The organism is Pseudomonas sp. FP603 (genome assembly GCF_030687415.1).
GTDB lineage: Bacteria > Pseudomonadota > Gammaproteobacteria > Pseudomonadales > Pseudomonadaceae > Aquipseudomonas > Aquipseudomonas wuhanensis.
Map to the genome: position 1 here is coordinate 5991677 of NZ_CP117431.1, position 15998 is coordinate 6007674.

The following is a 15998-nucleotide window of genomic DNA, read 5'->3' on the forward strand; positions in this document are numbered from 1 at the left end:
GGCATTTTTTTAGACCACCAGATTATTCATCTCGCAGTACTCTTCCCACTCGACGCCCAATACCTCGGCCGCCTCCTTGTGCAGCGCCAGGCGCGCGGCCTCGAACTCTTCCGGGGTTGTGGTGTATTTGAGCGTCAGCTCCCACGGCTGCAAGCCCTGAGCTTCCGCCTCATCCTCGAACGCCCACTGGATCTGGTCTTTCTGATCGTCGGCGGGCAAGTCCTTGATCTCTTCCAGCAACTGGGGCGCGTCCAGCACGTACTTTTTCAGGGCTTCTTCGTGTCTGGCTTCTTGGGTCAATTCTTTAACGGTCATGGCGTTCTCGCTGATCTGAGGAATGGAAGATGGATCTGGATCATCAAGGATCTCTCTGACGCAGAAAAACCGTTTGAAGCCCGGTTTGTCTGGCCTTCAGAACCATTCGGGATCATCTGAAAACTGCTGGGTGATGCTCATGCAGACAACGAATATAGGACGTTTTGCCGATGATTTACACGGGTCTTTACATCTATCCCATAAAAAACCACACGCACAAGGTGCAGGTGGCTTAGGGAACATAAGTCAAAACCCCAAGTCATAGCGATGTGCCATATCAGCACTTCACAAGGAACCCCAGTGATGCGCAGTTTTTCGAAGCTTTTGTCTGCCCAGCTTGCGACCGCTACCCTGCTGCTCGGCAGCCTGACATTGGCCAGCGCGGCTCAAGCGGCTGTCGAAGTCACCTCTGACCCTGCGTTGTACTCCGACAAAATCTCCGCCCTCCACAATTCATTCGGCAAGGACACGCTCGTCAGAACCAGCGTCAGCATCGACGATCTGGAAAGCCTGCAAAAAACCGTGAAGGCCAATGCCACCGAACTGGAAAGCCAGAAACGCACCCTTAGCGAGCAGGCCCGTCAGATCGAAGAACTCAATCGCAATAGCGGTTCCAGCTCAAGCTCCAGCAGCAAGGAGATTGAGGATCTCAAGCGCACGGTCAATGAGCAGGAGCGCGATCTGAACAACCTTGGCAAGCAAATGGAAGAGCTAAAGCGCAACAGCGGCTCCAGCTCAAGCTCGAGCAACAGCGAAATTTCCAGTCTCAAACGGGAGATCAGCGATCAGGATCGCGCGATGGATCAGCTCAAGCGCACCGTCGAGGATCTGAGCAGAAAGGTGAAATGAAGAAGAGATGGTGCCCGAGACAGGAATCGAACCTGCGACCTTCGCGTTACGAGTGCGCTGCTCTACCGGCTGAGCTACACGGGCTGTGGGCTAAACCTAGCACTGGCTTCGGGGTCCGGCAACTTGTGACGAGGGAGCTTATTCAGATATTTTTCTGCGCACAAAAAAATGCCCCGCCGTTTTCACGGCGGGGCATTTTTTATAACGTTGAAGCGGTCAGGCGCGGGGGTGATTAAACGCCCGAAGCCTTGGCTGCTGCTACGTCTTTGATGGACAGCTTGATACGGCCGCGGTTGTCCACGTCCAGTACCAGTACTTCCACTTCCTGGCCTTCTTTCAGGATGTCGGTCACTTTCTCAACGCGAGCATCGCTCAGCATCGAGATGTGAACCAGACCGTCCTTGCCCGGCAGGATGTTGACGAATGCGCCGAAGTCGACGATGCGCTCAACTTTACCAACGTAGATCTTGCCGATTTCAGCTTCAGCGGTGATGCCCAGAACGCGCTGACGTGCCGCTTCAGCCGCTTCCTTGGTTTCGCCGAAGATCTTGATCGAACCGTCGTCTTCGATGTCGATCGAAGCCTTGGTTTCTTCACAGATCGCACGAATGGTCGCGCCGCCTTTACCGATGACATCACGGATTTTGTCGGTGTCGATTTTCATCGCGATCATGGTCGGAGCGTTTTCCGACAGCTCGGTACGCGACTGGCCAATGATCTGGTTCATCTGACCGAGGATATTCAGGCGCGCTTCCAGGGCTTGGCCCAAAGCGATTTCCATGATTTCTTCGGTGATGCCCTTGATCTTGATGTCCATCTGCAGCGCGGTAACACCTTTGGCGGTACCGGCTACTTTGAAGTCCATGTCGCCGAGGTGATCTTCGTCGCCCAGGATGTCGGTCAGGACGGCGAATTTCTCGCCTTCTTTAACCAGACCCATGGCGATACCGGCAACCGGTGCCTTCATCGGAACACCGGCATCCATCAGAGCCAGGGAAGCGCCGCAGACCGAAGCCATGGAGCTCGAACCGTTGGACTCGGTGATTTCCGACACCACACGAATGGTGTACGGGAACACGTCGGCAGCAGGCAGCATGGCCTGAACCGAACGACGGGCCAGACGGCCGTGACCGATTTCGCGACGACCAGCGCCACCCATGCGGCCACACTCACCTACCGAGAACGGAGGGAAGTTGTAGTGCAGCATGAACGGGTCTTTTTTCTCGCCTTCCAGGGTGTCCAGCAGCTGTGCGTCACGGGCGGTACCCAGAGTCGCGACTACCAGGGCCTGGGTTTCGCCACGGGTGAACAGTGCCGAACCGTGGGTCTTCGGCAGAACACCAACTTCGATGTTCAGCGGACGTACGGTCTTGGTGTCGCGACCGTCGATACGTGGCTTGCCGTTAACGATATTTTCGCGAACGGTGCGGTATTCGATTTCACCGAAAGCCGCTTTGACTTCAGCGGAAGTCGGCTGACCTTCTTCACCGGACAGGTTGGCAACCACCTGGTCTTTCAGCTCGCCCAGACGTGCATAACGGTCGGCTTTGACGGTGATGGTGTAAGCCTGGGAGATCGCTTCGCCGAACTCGGCACGGATAGCGCCCAGCAGTGCGGTGGCTTCTGGCTGAGGAGCCCAGGTCCAGGTTGGCTTGGCAGCTTCGGCGGCCAGTTCCTTGACGGCGTTGATCACCACCTGGAACTCGTCGTGAGCAAACAGTACAGCGCCCAGCATCTGGTCTTCGGTCAGCTCTTTGGCTTCCGATTCAACCATCAACACAGCTTCCGAAGTACCGGCAACGACCATGTCCAGGCTCGAAGCTTTCAGTTGTTCGTAAGTCGGGTTCAGCAGGTAGCCGGTGCTTTCATGGAACGCAACGCGGGCAGCGCCGATCGGGCCATCGAAAGGAATGCCGGAGATGGCCAGGGCAGCCGAGGTACCGATCATCGCAGCGATGTCCGGATCGGTCTTCTTGCTAGTGGAAACGACGGTGCAGACAACCTGCACTTCGTTCATGAAGCCTTCTGGGAACAGTGGACGGATCGGACGGTCGATCAGTCGGGAAGTCAAGGTTTCTTTCTCGGAAGGACGGCCTTCACGCTTGAAGAAACCGCCAGGGATCTTACCGGCAGCGTAAGTCTTTTCCTGGTAGTGAACGGACAGAGGGAAGAAGCCCTTGCCTGGATCGGCTTGTTTGGCACCAACGACGGTCACCAATACGCTGACGTCGTCGTCAACGGTGACCAATACTGCGCCGGAGGCCTGACGGGCGATACGGCCAGTCTCGAGGGTAACGGTCGACTGACCGAACTGGAATTTTTTGATTACCGGGTTCACGGTGTCCTACCTTCTTTTGTGGCTCTTGGGGAACTTGTCTTCTTGCGAAATTCTTGGGCAATGTCGGGAATCGGCCCAACGCCTGTCCAGGGTAAAACGTATACCCAGATAAAACTTGAGGCTGGGAGCCTGCCATGCGCCAGCGGGAAACCCACTGACGCACGACAGACAACCAACCTCTAGCGCAATCGCTTATTAGCGACGCAGACCCAGGCGAGCGATCAGAGCGCTGTAACGGCTCACGTCCTTGCCTTTCAGGTAGTCCAGCAGCTTACGACGCTGGTTAACCATGCGGATCAGACCACGACGGGAGTGGTGGTCTTTACCGTTGGCCTTGAAGTGACCTTGCAGTTTGTTGATGTTGGCGGTCAGCAGTGCAACTTGCACTTCTGGCGAACCAGTGTCACCAACAGCTTGCTGGTAGTCAGCTACGATTTGAGCTTTTTCTTGAACGTCGAGAGCCATGAGGCAATCCTTTTATCAGGAAACTGTTTCAAAGAAACAGCTTCAACAGGCCAGGGACAAATCCCTGTATCTATAAATGAGTAGTGACCGTGCCTGTTAACAGCCACACTCGTCCGGTCATTCTGACCGAATCAGTCGACGTGGCGCGATGCGCCCGTCTTCGCTCACTTCACCGATACCGATGAAGCGACCGTTGTGATCCTGTACCCGTACCATGCCGAATTTCGGTGCATCCGGGGCGCGTACCGGTTGGCCGTTAAGCCAGTAGAACGCGCTGTGCTCCGAGAAATGCAACAGTGGCCAGTCCAGCAGGCCGCTGTCCGATGGCATCAGGAAGCGGTCGACCGCTTCGTTGCCGCCTTCGGCGTGTACCGCTTCAAGCTCTTCCAGAGTGACGGTCTGTGCAAGCGTGAAAGGCCCGGCCTGGGTACGTCGCAATTCAGCGACGTAAGCGCCACAACCGAGTTGCTCACCTATATCCTCCACCAGGGTGCGGATATAGGTGCCTTTGCTGCAATCCACCGCAAGCCGCGCAGTATCACCCTCAAAGGCCAGTAATTCCAAGCGCGCAATAGTAACAGAACGCGGTTCGCGCTCCACTACTTCGCCTGCACGGGCCAGCTTGTACAGCGGCTGGCCATCACGCTTGAGCGCCGAGTACATCGGCGGTATCTGACTGATTTGCCCACGAAATTTCGGCAGCACAGCTTCGATATCGGCGCGACCAACGGTCACCGGGCGTTCCAGCAAAACTTCACCTTCGGCATCGGCCGTGGTGGTGGTCTTGCCCAGTTGCGCCAGGGTTTCATAACCCTTGTCGGAATCGAGCAGGTATTGCGAGAACTTGGTGGCCTCGCCGAAGCACAACGGCAGCACGCCAGTGGCCAGCGGATCGAGACTGCCGGTATGCCCGGCCTTCTCGGCATTGAGCAGCCAGCGGACCTTCTGCAACGCCGCGTTGGAGGTGAACCCCAACGGCTTGTCGAGCAGGATGATGCCGCTGACGTTACGACGGATACGTTTGACCTGAGCCACCGATTACTCCTTGGCGTCTTCGGGTTCAGCCGCTACCGGGTGCTGATTGTCTTCAGCCACCGCACGCTCGATCAGGGCCGACAGGTGCGCGCCACGCACGACGCTTTCGTCGTAATGGAAGTGCAACTGCGGAACGCTGCGCAACTTCATTTCGCGAGCCAGCTGCATACGCAGGAAACCGGCGGCTGCGTTGAGCACCTTGATGCTTTGCGCGATGTCGTCGCGGCTGTCCTGGCCCATCACGGTGATGAAGATCTTGGCGTGACCGACGTCACGGCTGACTTCAACAGCGGTAATGGTGACCAGACCGACGCGCGGGTCTTTGACTTCACGACGGATCAGCTGTGCCAGCTCACGCTGCATCTGATCGCCGATACGTTGGGTACGGCTGTATTCTTTTGCCATGTCTTGTTACCTGTTACTGCCCCACGGTGAAACCCGAGGGGTCTGAAAGCGGCAAACGCCCGGCCTGACAAAAGCCAGACCGGGCGTTGCGTTTAGAGTCCGGACGTTGCGCCGCGCATCTGCATGCGGCGGCTCATCGTGGCCCTTGAAGTGCGCGAGTTAGAGGCTGCGAGCAACCTGAACCTTCTCGAAGACTTCGATCTTGTCACCGACTTTGACGTCGTTGTAGCTCTTCACGCCGATACCGCATTCCATGCCGGCACGTACTTCGGAAGCGTCATCCTTGAAGCGGCGCAGGGATTCCAGCTCGCCTTCGAAGATAACGATGTCTTCACGCAGTACACGGATTGGACGGTTACGGTGAACAACACCTTCGATAACCATGCAACCAGCGATCGCGCCAAACTTCGGCGAACGGAACACGTCACGCACTTCGGCGGTACCCAGGATGTTCTCGCGAACATCGCTGCCCAGCATACCGGTGAGGGCTTTTTTGACGTCTTCGATGATGTCGTAGATCACGTTGTAGTAACGCATATCCAGACCTTCCTGCTCGACGATCTTGCGAGCGCCAGCATCGGCACGCACGTTGAAGCCGAACAGTACAGCGTTGGAGGCCAGTGCCAGGTTGGCATCGGATTCGGTGATACCACCGACACCGCCACCGACCACACGCACTTGCACTTCGTCGTTACCCAAGCCATTCAAGGCACCGTTCAACGCTTCCAGCGAACCACGGACGTCGGATTTGAGGACGATGTTGAGCGTCTTCTTCTCTTCCTGACCCATGTTCTCGAAGATGTTTTCAAGCTTGCCGGCGTGAGCACGGGCCAGTTTGACTTCGCGGAACTTGCCTTGACGGAACAGAGCCACTTCACGGGCTTTCTTCTCGTCGGCAACCACACTCATCTCGTCGCCAGCGTCCGGGGTACCGTCCAGGCCGAGGATCTCGACAGGGATGGAAGGACCGGCTTCCTTGATTGGCTTGCCGTTCTCGTCGAGCATGGCGCGAACGCGGCCATAGTTCGAACCGACCAGCACCATGTCGCCTTGGCGCAGGGTACCGTCTTGAACCAGAACGGTTGCAACCGGGCCACGACCTTTGTCGAGACGCGATTCAACCACGACGCCACGGCCAGGAGCCGAAGGGGTCGCTTTCAGTTCGAGAACTTCAGCTTGCAGCAGAACAGCTTCGAGCAACTCGTCCACGCCAGTACCGACTTTCGCCGAAACCGATACGAACGGGGTGTCGCCACCCCACTCTTCCGAGGTCACGCCGTGAACCGACAGTTCGCTACGGATGCGATCGAGATCGGCGCCCGGCTTGTCGATTTTGTTCACTGCAACAACCAGCGGAACACCAGCAGCCTTGGCGTGCTGAACGGCTTCAACGGTCTGCGGCATTACGCCGTCGTCCGCTGCAACCACCAGGATCACGATGTCGGTCGCCTTGGCACCACGAGCACGCATGGCGGTAAACGCGGCGTGACCAGGGGTGTCGAGGAAGGTGACCATGCCGCGTTCGGTTTCAACGTGGTATGCACCGATGTGCTGGGTGATACCGCCGGCTTCGCCAGCAGCTACCTTGGCACGACGGATGTAGTCGAGCAGCGAGGTCTTACCGTGGTCAACGTGACCCATTACGGTCACAACCGGTGCACGGGAGAACGCTTCACCTTCAAACTTCAGGGACTCGGCCAGGGAATCTTCCAGGGCGGTGTCGCTGACCAGGGTCACTTTGTGGCCCAGCTCTTCGGCAACCAGTTGGGCAGTTTCCTGATCCAGTACCTGGTTGATCGTCGCTGGGGTACCCAGTTTGAACATGAACTTGATGATTTCAGCAGCCTTGACCGACATCTGCTGGGCGAGATCGCCAACAGTGATGGTCTCGCCGATCTTCACTTCGCGCACAACAGGGCCGGTTGGGCTCTGGAAACCGTGGGCGTTGCGTTTCTTCAGCTTGGCCTTGCCGCGACCACCACGACGGAAGCCATCGCTTTCTTCGTCGGTAGTACGTGGCGCAACACGTGGCGCAGGCGCTTTTTCCTTGACCGAAGCACGATGCGGAGCGTTTTTGCGCTCGCCATCGCCACTGCCACGACGATTGCTATCGTCGGCACGTGGTTTGTCCGGACGACGCTGCTCGTCGCGTTTGCGAGTGTCGGCCGCAGGTGCTGGTGCAGCTGCAACAACCGGCGCGCTTTCACTCACGGGTTCGGCAACTGCAACAGGCGCTGCAACGGCGTCGTTAGTAGCGGTTTGCGCAGCAGCAGGCTGGCGACGCGCTTCTTCTTCGGCGCGACGCTTGGCTTCTTCTTCAGCCTTCTGACGTGCAGCATTTTCTACTGCGCGACGTTCTTCCAGTTCGCGTTTGCGCTCGGCTTCGATTTCTTCCGGGCTGCGCTGTACGAAGACTTTCTTCTTGCGTACTTCAACGCTGATGCTCTTGCTACCAGCAACACGCAGGGTGCTGGTGGTTTTGCGCTGCAATGTAATCTTGCGCGGTTCTTCCACTTTCGCCTTGTGGCTGCTCTTCAAGTGAGTCAGCAAAGACTGCTTCTCACTATCGCTCACACCTTCATCGGCGGCGGTGTGCGGCAGACCTGCCTCACGCATCTGCTGCAACAGGCGCTCTACCGGTGTTTTGACCTCATCGGCCAGTTGTTTCACCGTGACTTGCGTCATGCACTTCTCTCCTCAGGCCGCGCCTAATTACTCGAACCAATGGGCTCGGGCGGCCATGATCAACTTGCCGGCACGATCATCGTCAATGCCGTCGATGTCGAGCAGGTCGTCAATAGACTGCTCGGCCAGGTCTTCGCGGGTAATTACGCCGCGCACCGCCAGTTCCATCGCCAAATCCTTGTCCATACCCTCAAGCGAGAGCAGGTCTTCGGCCGGATGGGCGTCTGCCAGCTTTTCCTCAGTAGCGATGGCTTTAGTCAACAAACGATCCTTGGCGCGAGCGCGAAGCTCGTTGACGGTTTCTTCGTCAAAGCCGTCGATGTTGAGCATTTCTTCCAACGGTACGTAGGCAATCTCTTCCAGGCTGGTAAAGCCTTCATCTACCAGCACCTGTGCCAGGTCTTCGTCGACTTCCAGCTCGTCGATGAAGTTGCGCAGGATATCGCCGGTTTCTGCTTGCTGCTTAGCCTGGATGTCCGATTCGGTCATCACGTTCAGGGTCCAGCCAGTCAACTGGCTGGCCAGACGCACGTTCTGACCACCGCGACCGATGGCCTGAGCCAGATTGTCTGCGCCAACGGCGATGTCCATTGCATGGGCATCTTCGTCAACGATAATTGCCGCCACTTCAGCCGGCGACATTGCATTGATCACGAACTGCGCCGGATTATCGTCCCACAGGACGATGTCCACACGCTCACCGCCCAATTCGCCGGACACTGCCTGGACGCGCGAACCACGCATACCGATGCAAGCGCCTTGCGGATCAATGCGTTTGTCCTTGGAGCGGACCGCGATCTTGGCGCGCGAACCCGGGTCGCGGGACGCAGCCATTACTTCGATCAGGCCTTCAGCGATTTCCGGCACTTCGATGCGGAACAACTCGATCAGCATTTCCGGCGCAGTACGCGACAGGATCAGCTGAGGGCCGCGGTTCTCGGTGCGGATTTCCTTGAGCAGCGCACGCAGACGCACACCAACCCGGAAGGTTTCGCGAGAAATGATGTCTTCACGGGCCAGCAACGCTTCAGCGTTATTGCCCAGGTCGACGATCACGTTGTCGCGGGTGACTTTCTTCACGGTGCCGGAGATGATTTCTCCCAGGCGCTCGCGATAGGCATCAACGACTTGAGCACGCTCGGCTTCGCGAACTTTCTGCACGATGACCTGCTTGGCGGTCTGTGCAGCAATGCGGCCGAACTCGATGGATTCGATCTTTTCTTCGACAACATCGCCGACCTTGGCACCAGGATGCGTTTCTGCAACCTTGCTCGGCCAGGTTTCGATGGCCGGATCGTCCAGATCTGCTTCTTCGACGACCGTCCAGCGACGGAATGTTTCGTAAGCACCGGTGTGGCGATTGATTTCCACACGCAGATCGACTTCGTCCTCAAAACGCTTTTTGGTAGCAGTGGCCAGAGCCAGCTCCAGCGCTTCAAAAATTACGTTTGCCGGTACGCCCTTTTCATTGGATACCGACTCAACAACCAGCAGTACTTCTTTGCTCATCGTACGCCTCGCCTTTCGCAAGCCATTGGATCCGCGGGATCCGCGTCTCAGTCAAAACTGGGAATAATGTTGGCCTTGTCGATCATATCGATCGGCAACAGGAACTCATGGTCTTCAACCTGCACCACGACGTCCTGCTCTTCTACACCGCGCAGAAGGCCCTGAAAGTTGCGCCGACCTTCAAAAGGCGAGCGCAGCTTGATCTTCACTTGTTCACCGGCAAATTTTGCAAACTGCTCAATAGTGAACAGTGGGCGTTCCATGCCAGGCGAGGAAACTTCAAGGGTGTATTCAACGGCGATCGGATCTTCAACATCCAGTACACCGCTGATCTGACGGCTGACGATGGCACAATCGTCCACCAGCACGCCGCCCTCTTTATCAATATAAACGCGCAACATTGAGTGGCGACCTTGAGCCGAAAACTCAATACCCCAGCATTCATAGCCTAGGGCCACGACCACCGGGGCCAGCAAGGCCTGCAACTCTTCTAGCTTGCTCGACACCTGAACCCCCTCGTGCATGTATGTGCATGCTGTGCAAAATAAAAAAATGGGCGAAACGCCCATCCTTGAAACGCCGTTGAACAGCGGCGTTGAAAGTGTCCAGCTAACAAAAAGCCCCTTAAAAGGGGCTCCTTAAACTGGTTGCGGGGGCCGGATTTGAACCGACGACCTTCGGGTTATGAGCCCGACGAGCTACCAGACTGCTCCACCCCGCGACAAAGCTGGGGCGGAAGTATACGACCGATCCCTGACAGGGTCAATGTAACCTTCCACCTACAAGAAAGCCCGCAACAGCGGGCTCTCCTGATAATTGGTACCGAGAAGGGGACTCGAACCCCTACACCCTATGGGCACAACCACCTCAAGGTTGCGTGTCTACCAATTCCACCACCTCGGCAATACTACGTTTGAAACCCTTCTTACTTCTGCTCTTGAGCTGGAGGCACGTCAGTCGCTGGAGTAGCCGACTTTTGCTCTTGAAGCACCGGGACATCATCAGAAGCCGGTTGTTGCTTTGGAACTTCCAACACTGCCGGGTTTGGCAAACCTACTTGAGTCAGCTGGTGAGCCTTCTCTTTAGCAAAGTAACCTAACCCTAAGCTGGTTATGAAGAAACCGGCGGCAAGTATAGCAGTAAACTTACTAAGAAAGGTAGAGGAACCTTGGCTTCCGAACACAGTATTTGAAGCACCTGCTCCGAAAGACGCGCCAGCATCCGCACCTTTACCCTGCTGCAGCAAAACCAGAGCAACTACGCCCAATGCACCCAGCAGATGAAAAACGACTACGACTGTTTCCAGCATTTTTTCAGTTTCCCGCGGCGCGACAAATCGCACCGAACTCATCTGCATTCAGGGAGGCTCCACCAATGAGCCCCCCATCGATATCCGGCATGCCGAACAGTTCGACCGCATTGGCCGCCTTCACGCTGCCGCCGTATAGAAGCCGCACACCTTGCGCGACCTCAGAATTCTCTGCCGCCAACTGAGCGCGAATGGCTGCATGCACATCCTGCGCCTGTTGCGGCGAAGCAGTCAGCCCGGTGCCTATGGCCCAGACTGGCTCGTAAGCGATTACTGCCTTTGCAAAGACACCAACACCCAGCTCCTCAATGATACTGCCAAGCTGACGCCCGACAACCTCAAGAGTTTTTCCAGCTTCGCGCTCTTCAAGGGTTTCCCCTATGCATAACACTGGAATCAAGCCACATGCCTGTACCGCTGCGAATTTGCGAATGAGTGTTTCATCATTCTCGCCAACGATCTGGCGCCGCTCGGAATGCCCAACGAGCACCAGCGAGCAACCTTCATCAGCCAATTGACTCGGCGCAACTTCACCGGTCAATGCACCTTGTTTGGATTCCACCGCAGCGTTCTGCGCGCCGACCTTGATCGACTTGCCTTCCAGACCATCAATCACTTGATTGATATGCAAGAAAGACGGGAATACCGCAACATCAACACCGCTCGGCAAGGCCTGATGACGAAGGCCGTTGATCAGCTCAGCGACGCTGGCGCGGGTACCGTGCATCTTCCAGTTACCAGCTACCATAGGGCGACGCATGCTGTACCTCGTCGGTCAAAGTGGGCGCAGATGTTACCCAACACAATCATGGCTGGCAAGCCGAATTCAGGCAGAAACTTCAGTAACCAGTTTTGCCAGCTCTTCGGCGTAGCCGCGAACCTGCATTTCGTCCTCGCCCTCGACCATAACCCGCACCAGAGGCTCTGTCCCGGACTTGCGCAATAGCACACGCCCACGACCGGCCATCGCCTGGGTGACACGGTCACTGGCCTCCTTGACTTTCGGATGCTCGAGCGGACTCGCACCACCGCCAAACCGGACATTGATCAGTACCTGAGGGCACTTGCGCAACGCCTGACGGGACTGAGCCAATCCTTCTGCGCGCCTCTTCAGGGCCATCATCACCTGCAACGCGGCAATAATTGCATCACCAGTAGTGGTGTGACTGAAGCAGACAATGTGCCCCGAGTTTTCTCCACCCACCTGCCAATCGCGCTCCAGCAACTCGGAGATCACGTAACGGTCGCCAACGTTGGCGCGAACAAAAGGAATCGCCAGATCAGCCAGGGCCAACTCCAGCCCCAGGTTACTCATCAGCGTTCCGACCACACCGCCCTGCAACTTGCCGCGCTCTTGCAGATCGCGAGCAATGATAAACAACAACTCATCGCCGTCGACGACAGTGCCAGTGTGATCGACCATTTGGACCCGATCACCATCACCATCAAAGGCAATACCCAAATCGGCGTGCTCGGCCAATACAGCGGCTTGCAGCGGCTCCATATGGGTCGAACCGCAATTCTCATTGATGTTCAGGCCATTAGGATGAGCAGAAAGCACAACGACATCGGCCCCCAACTCACGGAACACACTAGGCGCCACTTTATAGGTCGCACCGTGGGCACAGTCGATCACGATCTTCAGCCCGGCGAAACTGGTACCGGTAGGGACGCTGCTCTTGCAGAATTCGATATAACGGCCCGAGGCATCGTTGATTCGCGACACCTTGCCGATTTTGCTCGACTCAACCACGGTCATCGGGGTGTCGAGCAGCTCTTCAATCATCAGTTCGACTTCATCCGGAAGCTTGGTGCCCTTCCCGGAGAAAAACTTGATGCCGTTGTCGTCATGAGGGTTGTGCGAAGCGCTGATCACGATGCCGGCTTCAGCATGAAAGGTACGTGTCAGATAGGCGATGGCCGGCGTCGGCATCGGCCCCAGGAGCATCACATCAGCACCTGCCGAGGTCAGACCAGCCTCAAGCGCCGACTCGAACATGTAACCGGAGATCCGGGTGTCCTTGCCCACGAGCACCTTGCAGGCACCCATGCTGCGAAATGCCATGCCTGCCGCCCAGCCAAGCTTTAGCATGAAATCAGGAGTAATCGGGTATTCACCGACCCGACCACGAATGCCGTCGGTGCCAAAGTATTTTTTACTCATAAGTACTCCATCATTTCTTATTCGGCTGATTCTACTGCGGCAATCATTCGCACTACGTCGACCGTTTCAGCCACATCATGGACGCGCAATATACGCGCCCCCTTGATTGAAGCCAGTGCCGCGAGCGCTAAACCACCATGCAGGCGCTCTCCCACCGGCCGATTCAACGCTTGCCCGATCATGCTCTTTCGCGAAACCCCGACCAACAGGGGCCGCCCCAAGGCATGCAAGGCCTCCATATGCTTAAACAAGCTCAGGTTGTGCTGCAAGGTTTTCGCGAAGCCGAAGCCCGGATCGAGAATGATCCGCTCAGGGGGGATGCCTACCGACGCACACTGGACCATGCGCTCGGCGAGAAACTCGCCGACCTCTTTTGTCACATCCTGGTACTGCGGATTGTCCTGCATGTCACCCGGCTCACCGAGCATATGCATCAGACACACCGGCAAACCGGTGGCCGCTGCTGCATCCAGGGCTCCGTCTCGACGCAACGAACGCACATCATTGATCAACCCCGCTCCCAGCCTTGCGGTTTCACGCATGACCGCCGGCGTGGAAGTATCGACCGAGATAATCACATCGAGTTCACGATGAATACGCTCGACGATGGGCGCTACACGCTCCAACTCCTCAAGTGGTGAAACCGCCCTGGCCCCTGGCCGGGTCGATTCACCACCGACGTCGATCAGCGTCGCCCCCGCCACCATCATCGCCTCGGCGTGGCGCAGCGCCGCATCCAGCTGACTGTATCGGCCGCCATCGGAAAACGAGTCGGGAGTGACATTGAGAATACCCATGACATGCGTCTGGGCCAAATCAAGAACCCGGTTGCCGCAAGGCAACCGGGTCGAGGACTGAACAGAAGTCATTTCAAACCTTATACGTCAGCAGCCGGGCCACCGATTGGTGTTTCCGAACGCCCATCCTGCACCGCCGGAGGCGTACCGGAAGTATCGCTGCCGCCAGACCAGTCGCGAGGTTCGCGAGGCGTACGACCCGCCATGATGTCGTCGATCTGATCGGCATCGATCGTCTCGTACTTCATCAAGGCATCCGCCATGGCGTCGAGCTTGTCACGGTTATCCGTAAGGATCTGTTTGGCCGTGCCGTAGCACTGGTCAATGATGCTGCGTACTTCGGAGTCGATCAGCTTGGCTGTCTCGCCGGAGAAGCTGGCATGCTGACCGCCGCCACCACGACCGAGGAACACTTCGCCCTCTTCTTCGGCGTACATCAACGGACCGAGTTTTTCCGACAAACCCCACTTGGTCACCATGTTCCGTGCAATCTGGCTGGCACGCATGATGTCGTTGGATGCGCCGGTGGTGACGCCGTCGAAGCCCAGGGTCATTTCTTCAGCGATACGACCGCCGTATAGCGAGCAGATCTGGCTGATCAGCGCACGCTTGGACAGGCTGTAGCGATCTTCTTCCGGAAGGAACATGGTCACACCGAGCGCACGACCGCGCGGGATGATCGACACTTTGTAGACCGGATCATGCTCAGGTACGACGCGACCGACGATAGCGTGGCCTGCTTCGTGATAAGCAGTGTTCTGCTTCTCTTTCTCGGACATGACCATGGATTTGCGCTCGGCACCCATCATGATCTTGTCTTTGGCCAGTTCGAACTCTTTCATCTCGACGATGCGCTTGCCAGCACGGGCTGCGAACAACGAAGCCTCGTTCACCAGGTTGGCCAGGTCGGCACCGGAGAAGCCAGGAGTACCACGCGCGATCACGGCCGGAGCGACGTCGTCACCCATTGGCACTTTGCGCATGTGGACTTTGAGAATCTGCTCGCGACCACGGATATCCGGCAAGCCGACCACGACCTGACGGTCGAAACGGCCCGGACGCAGCAACGCGGGGTCCAGCACGTCGGGACGGTTGGTCGCAGCGATGACGATGATGCCGTCATTCATTTCGAAACCGTCCATCTCTACCAGCAACTGGTTGAGTGTCTGTTCGCGCTCGTCGTGACCGCCACCCATGCCGGCACCACGGTGGCGACCGACGGCGTCGATTTCATCGATGAAGATGATGCATGGCGCGTGCTTCTTCGCCTGCTCAAACATGTCACGAACACGACTGGCACCGACACCGACGAACATTTCGACGAAATCGGAACCGGAAATGGTGAAGAACGGCACTTTGGCCTCACCGGCAATCGCCTTGGCGATCAAGGTTTTACCAGTACCAGGAGGACCGACCATCAGCACGCCACGAGGGATGCGACCGCCCAAACGCTGGAACTTGCCCGGATCACGCAGGAATTCGACGAGTTCGCCAACTTCTTCCTTGGCTTCGTCGCAACCGGCAACGTCAGCCAAAGTGGTTTTCACCTGATCTTCGGAGAGCAGGCGCGCCTTGCTCTTGCCGAAGCTCATCGGCCCGCCCTTGCCACCGGCACCGCCCTGCATCTGCCGCATGAAGAACATGAAGACGGCGATGATCACCAGGATCGGGAAGCTTGCGACCAGGAGCTGAGTCCAGATGCTTTGCTGCTCAGGCTGCTTGCCTTCGACTACCACGTGGTTATCCACGAGGTCGCCGATCAGGCCATTGTCCTGGATTGCCGGACGAATGGTCTTGAAGCTGTCGCCATCGTTGCGCTTGCCGGTAATCACGTAGCCATCAACCGCTACGCGCTCGACCTTGCCATCCTTGACCTGCTGGATGAAGTCGGAATAGTTGAGGGTCTGCGGCTCGTTAGGGCTGGAGAAGTTGTTCATCACCGTCACCAGGACAGCCGCGATGATCAACCACAGGATCAGATTCTTTGCCATATCGTTCAATTAACTACCCTCTGAAGCAAGCTCCGCTAATGGCGCGTGCTTCGCATGATATTCACCGGCCTAACTTACTACATTACCTACGGCTCTGGCAGGCGCCGTCTGTAACCCTTTGTGAAACACTTTCTAC

At 57.1% G+C, this 15998-nt stretch carries 14 protein-coding genes and 3 tRNA genes; 1 reads left to right on the plus strand and 16 read right to left on the minus strand.

The features are described 5' to 3' along the window. Positions 1 to 9: 9 nt before the first annotated feature. Positions 10 to 315 (minus strand): DUF6388 family protein, encoded by a 306-nt coding sequence (locus tag PSH65_RS27755; RefSeq protein ID WP_030128074.1) that lies wholly within the window; start codon positions 313 to 315, stop codon positions 10 to 12. Positions 316 to 618: 303 nt separating this feature from the next. Here PSH65_RS27755 and PSH65_RS27760 point away from each other — a divergent pair, with 303 nt between their 5' ends. Beyond that, entirely contained in the window at positions 619 to 1164 is a 546-nt protein-coding gene (locus tag PSH65_RS27760) for a hypothetical protein (protein WP_305423607.1), read from the plus strand. Positions 1165 to 1172: 8 nt separating this feature from the next. Here PSH65_RS27760 and PSH65_RS27765 read toward each other — a convergent pair. The 15 genes from PSH65_RS27765 to ftsH all read right to left on the minus strand — a co-directional run bounded on the left by PSH65_RS27765 (position 1173) and on the right by ftsH (position 15862). Next, positions 1173 to 1248, minus strand: a tRNA-Thr gene (locus PSH65_RS27765). A 148-nt stretch (positions 1249 to 1396) separates the two neighbouring features. Next, a complete protein-coding gene (gene pnp, locus PSH65_RS27770; RefSeq protein WP_052965657.1) occupies positions 1397 to 3502 on the minus strand; it encodes a polyribonucleotide nucleotidyltransferase in 2106 nt (701 codons plus the stop codon). 195 nt (positions 3503 to 3697) lie between these two features. Next, on the minus strand, positions 3698 to 3967 hold the full coding sequence (gene rpsO, locus PSH65_RS27775) for a 30S ribosomal protein S15 (protein WP_011332409.1): 270 nt from the start codon (positions 3965 to 3967) through the stop codon (positions 3698 to 3700). Positions 3968 to 4084: 117 nt separating this feature from the next. Next, the gene (gene truB, locus PSH65_RS27780) at positions 4085 to 5002 is read right to left on the minus strand and encodes a tRNA pseudouridine(55) synthase TruB (RefSeq protein ID WP_007900465.1); all 918 of its coding nucleotides are present in this window, start codon (positions 5000 to 5002) and stop codon (positions 4085 to 4087) included. A gap of 3 nt (positions 5003 to 5005) precedes the next feature. Then, the gene (gene rbfA, locus PSH65_RS27785) at positions 5006 to 5407 is read right to left on the minus strand and encodes a 30S ribosome-binding factor RbfA (RefSeq protein ID WP_063341585.1); all 402 of its coding nucleotides are present in this window, start codon (positions 5405 to 5407) and stop codon (positions 5006 to 5008) included. Positions 5408 to 5566: 159 nt separating this feature from the next. Continuing rightward, complete coding sequence (infB, locus tag PSH65_RS27790; RefSeq protein WP_305423608.1) at positions 5567 to 8092, minus strand: translation initiation factor IF-2; 2526 nt, start codon at positions 8090 to 8092, stop codon at positions 5567 to 5569. 27 nt (positions 8093 to 8119) lie between these two features. Continuing rightward, complete coding sequence (gene nusA / locus PSH65_RS27795) at positions 8120 to 9601, minus strand: transcription termination factor NusA (protein WP_007900474.1); 1482 nt, start codon at positions 9599 to 9601, stop codon at positions 8120 to 8122. Positions 9602 to 9648: 47 nt separating this feature from the next. After that, positions 9649 to 10107 (minus strand): ribosome maturation factor RimP, encoded by a 459-nt coding sequence (gene rimP, locus PSH65_RS27800; RefSeq protein WP_010463487.1) that lies wholly within the window; start codon positions 10105 to 10107, stop codon positions 9649 to 9651. A gap of 138 nt (positions 10108 to 10245) precedes the next feature. Further along, a tRNA-Met gene (locus PSH65_RS27805) sits at positions 10246 to 10322 on the minus strand. 96 nt (positions 10323 to 10418) lie between these two features. Beyond that, positions 10419 to 10504: transfer RNA gene (locus tag PSH65_RS27810), tRNA-Leu, on the minus strand. A 22-nt stretch (positions 10505 to 10526) separates the two neighbouring features. Then, positions 10527 to 10910: a preprotein translocase subunit SecG gene (gene secG, locus PSH65_RS27815; RefSeq protein ID WP_017336473.1), complete on the minus strand. Its 384-nt coding sequence runs from the start codon at positions 10908 to 10910 to the stop codon at positions 10527 to 10529. 4 nt (positions 10911 to 10914) lie between these two features. Then, positions 10915 to 11670, minus strand: coding sequence for a triose-phosphate isomerase (gene tpiA, locus PSH65_RS27820; RefSeq protein WP_305423611.1), 756 nt, complete (start codon positions 11668 to 11670; stop codon positions 10915 to 10917). Between the two features lie 66 nt (positions 11671 to 11736). After that, positions 11737 to 13074 (minus strand): phosphoglucosamine mutase, encoded by a 1338-nt coding sequence (gene glmM / locus PSH65_RS27825; RefSeq protein ID WP_305423612.1) that lies wholly within the window; start codon positions 13072 to 13074, stop codon positions 11737 to 11739. A gap of 17 nt (positions 13075 to 13091) precedes the next feature. Beyond that, positions 13092 to 13943 (minus strand): dihydropteroate synthase, encoded by an 852-nt coding sequence (folP, locus tag PSH65_RS27830; protein WP_305423613.1) that lies wholly within the window; start codon positions 13941 to 13943, stop codon positions 13092 to 13094. An 8-nt stretch (positions 13944 to 13951) separates the two neighbouring features. After that, positions 13952 to 15862: an ATP-dependent zinc metalloprotease FtsH gene (ftsH, locus tag PSH65_RS27835; RefSeq protein ID WP_305423614.1), complete on the minus strand. Its 1911-nt coding sequence runs from the start codon at positions 15860 to 15862 to the stop codon at positions 13952 to 13954. Positions 15863 to 15998: the final 136 nt, after the last annotated feature.

What these genes read in the sequence shown, in the direction of transcription:
- rbfA (WP_063341585.1), bottom strand. Translation starts at nt 5,407, where the DNA reads ATGGCAAAAGAATACAGCCGTACCCAACGTATCGGCGATCAGATGCAG.
- rpsO (WP_011332409.1), bottom strand. Translation starts at nt 3,967, where the DNA reads ATGGCTCTCGACGTTCAAGAAAAAGCTCAAATCGTAGCTGACTACCAG.
- tpiA (WP_305423611.1), bottom strand. Translation starts at nt 11,670, where the DNA reads ATGCGTCGCCCTATGGTAGCTGGTAACTGGAAGATGCACGGTACCCGC.
- folP (WP_305423613.1), bottom strand. Translation starts at nt 13,943, where the DNA reads ATGACTTCTGTTCAGTCCTCGACCCGGTTGCCTTGCGGCAACCGGGTT.
- glmM (WP_305423612.1), bottom strand. Translation starts at nt 13,074, where the DNA reads ATGAGTAAAAAATACTTTGGCACCGACGGCATTCGTGGTCGGGTCGGT.
- infB (WP_305423608.1), bottom strand. Translation starts at nt 8,092, where the DNA reads ATGACGCAAGTCACGGTGAAACAACTGGCCGATGAGGTCAAAACACCG.
- PSH65_RS27760 (WP_305423607.1), top strand. Translation starts at nt 619, where the DNA reads ATGCGCAGTTTTTCGAAGCTTTTGTCTGCCCAGCTTGCGACCGCTACC.
- secG (WP_017336473.1), bottom strand. Translation starts at nt 10,910, where the DNA reads ATGCTGGAAACAGTCGTAGTCGTTTTTCATCTGCTGGGTGCATTGGGC.
- ftsH (WP_305423614.1), bottom strand. Translation starts at nt 15,862, where the DNA reads ATGGCAAAGAATCTGATCCTGTGGTTGATCATCGCGGCTGTCCTGGTG.
- PSH65_RS27755 (WP_030128074.1), bottom strand. Translation starts at nt 315, where the DNA reads ATGACCGTTAAAGAATTGACCCAAGAAGCCAGACACGAAGAAGCCCTG.
- nusA (WP_007900474.1), bottom strand. Translation starts at nt 9,601, where the DNA reads ATGAGCAAAGAAGTACTGCTGGTTGTTGAGTCGGTATCCAATGAAAAG.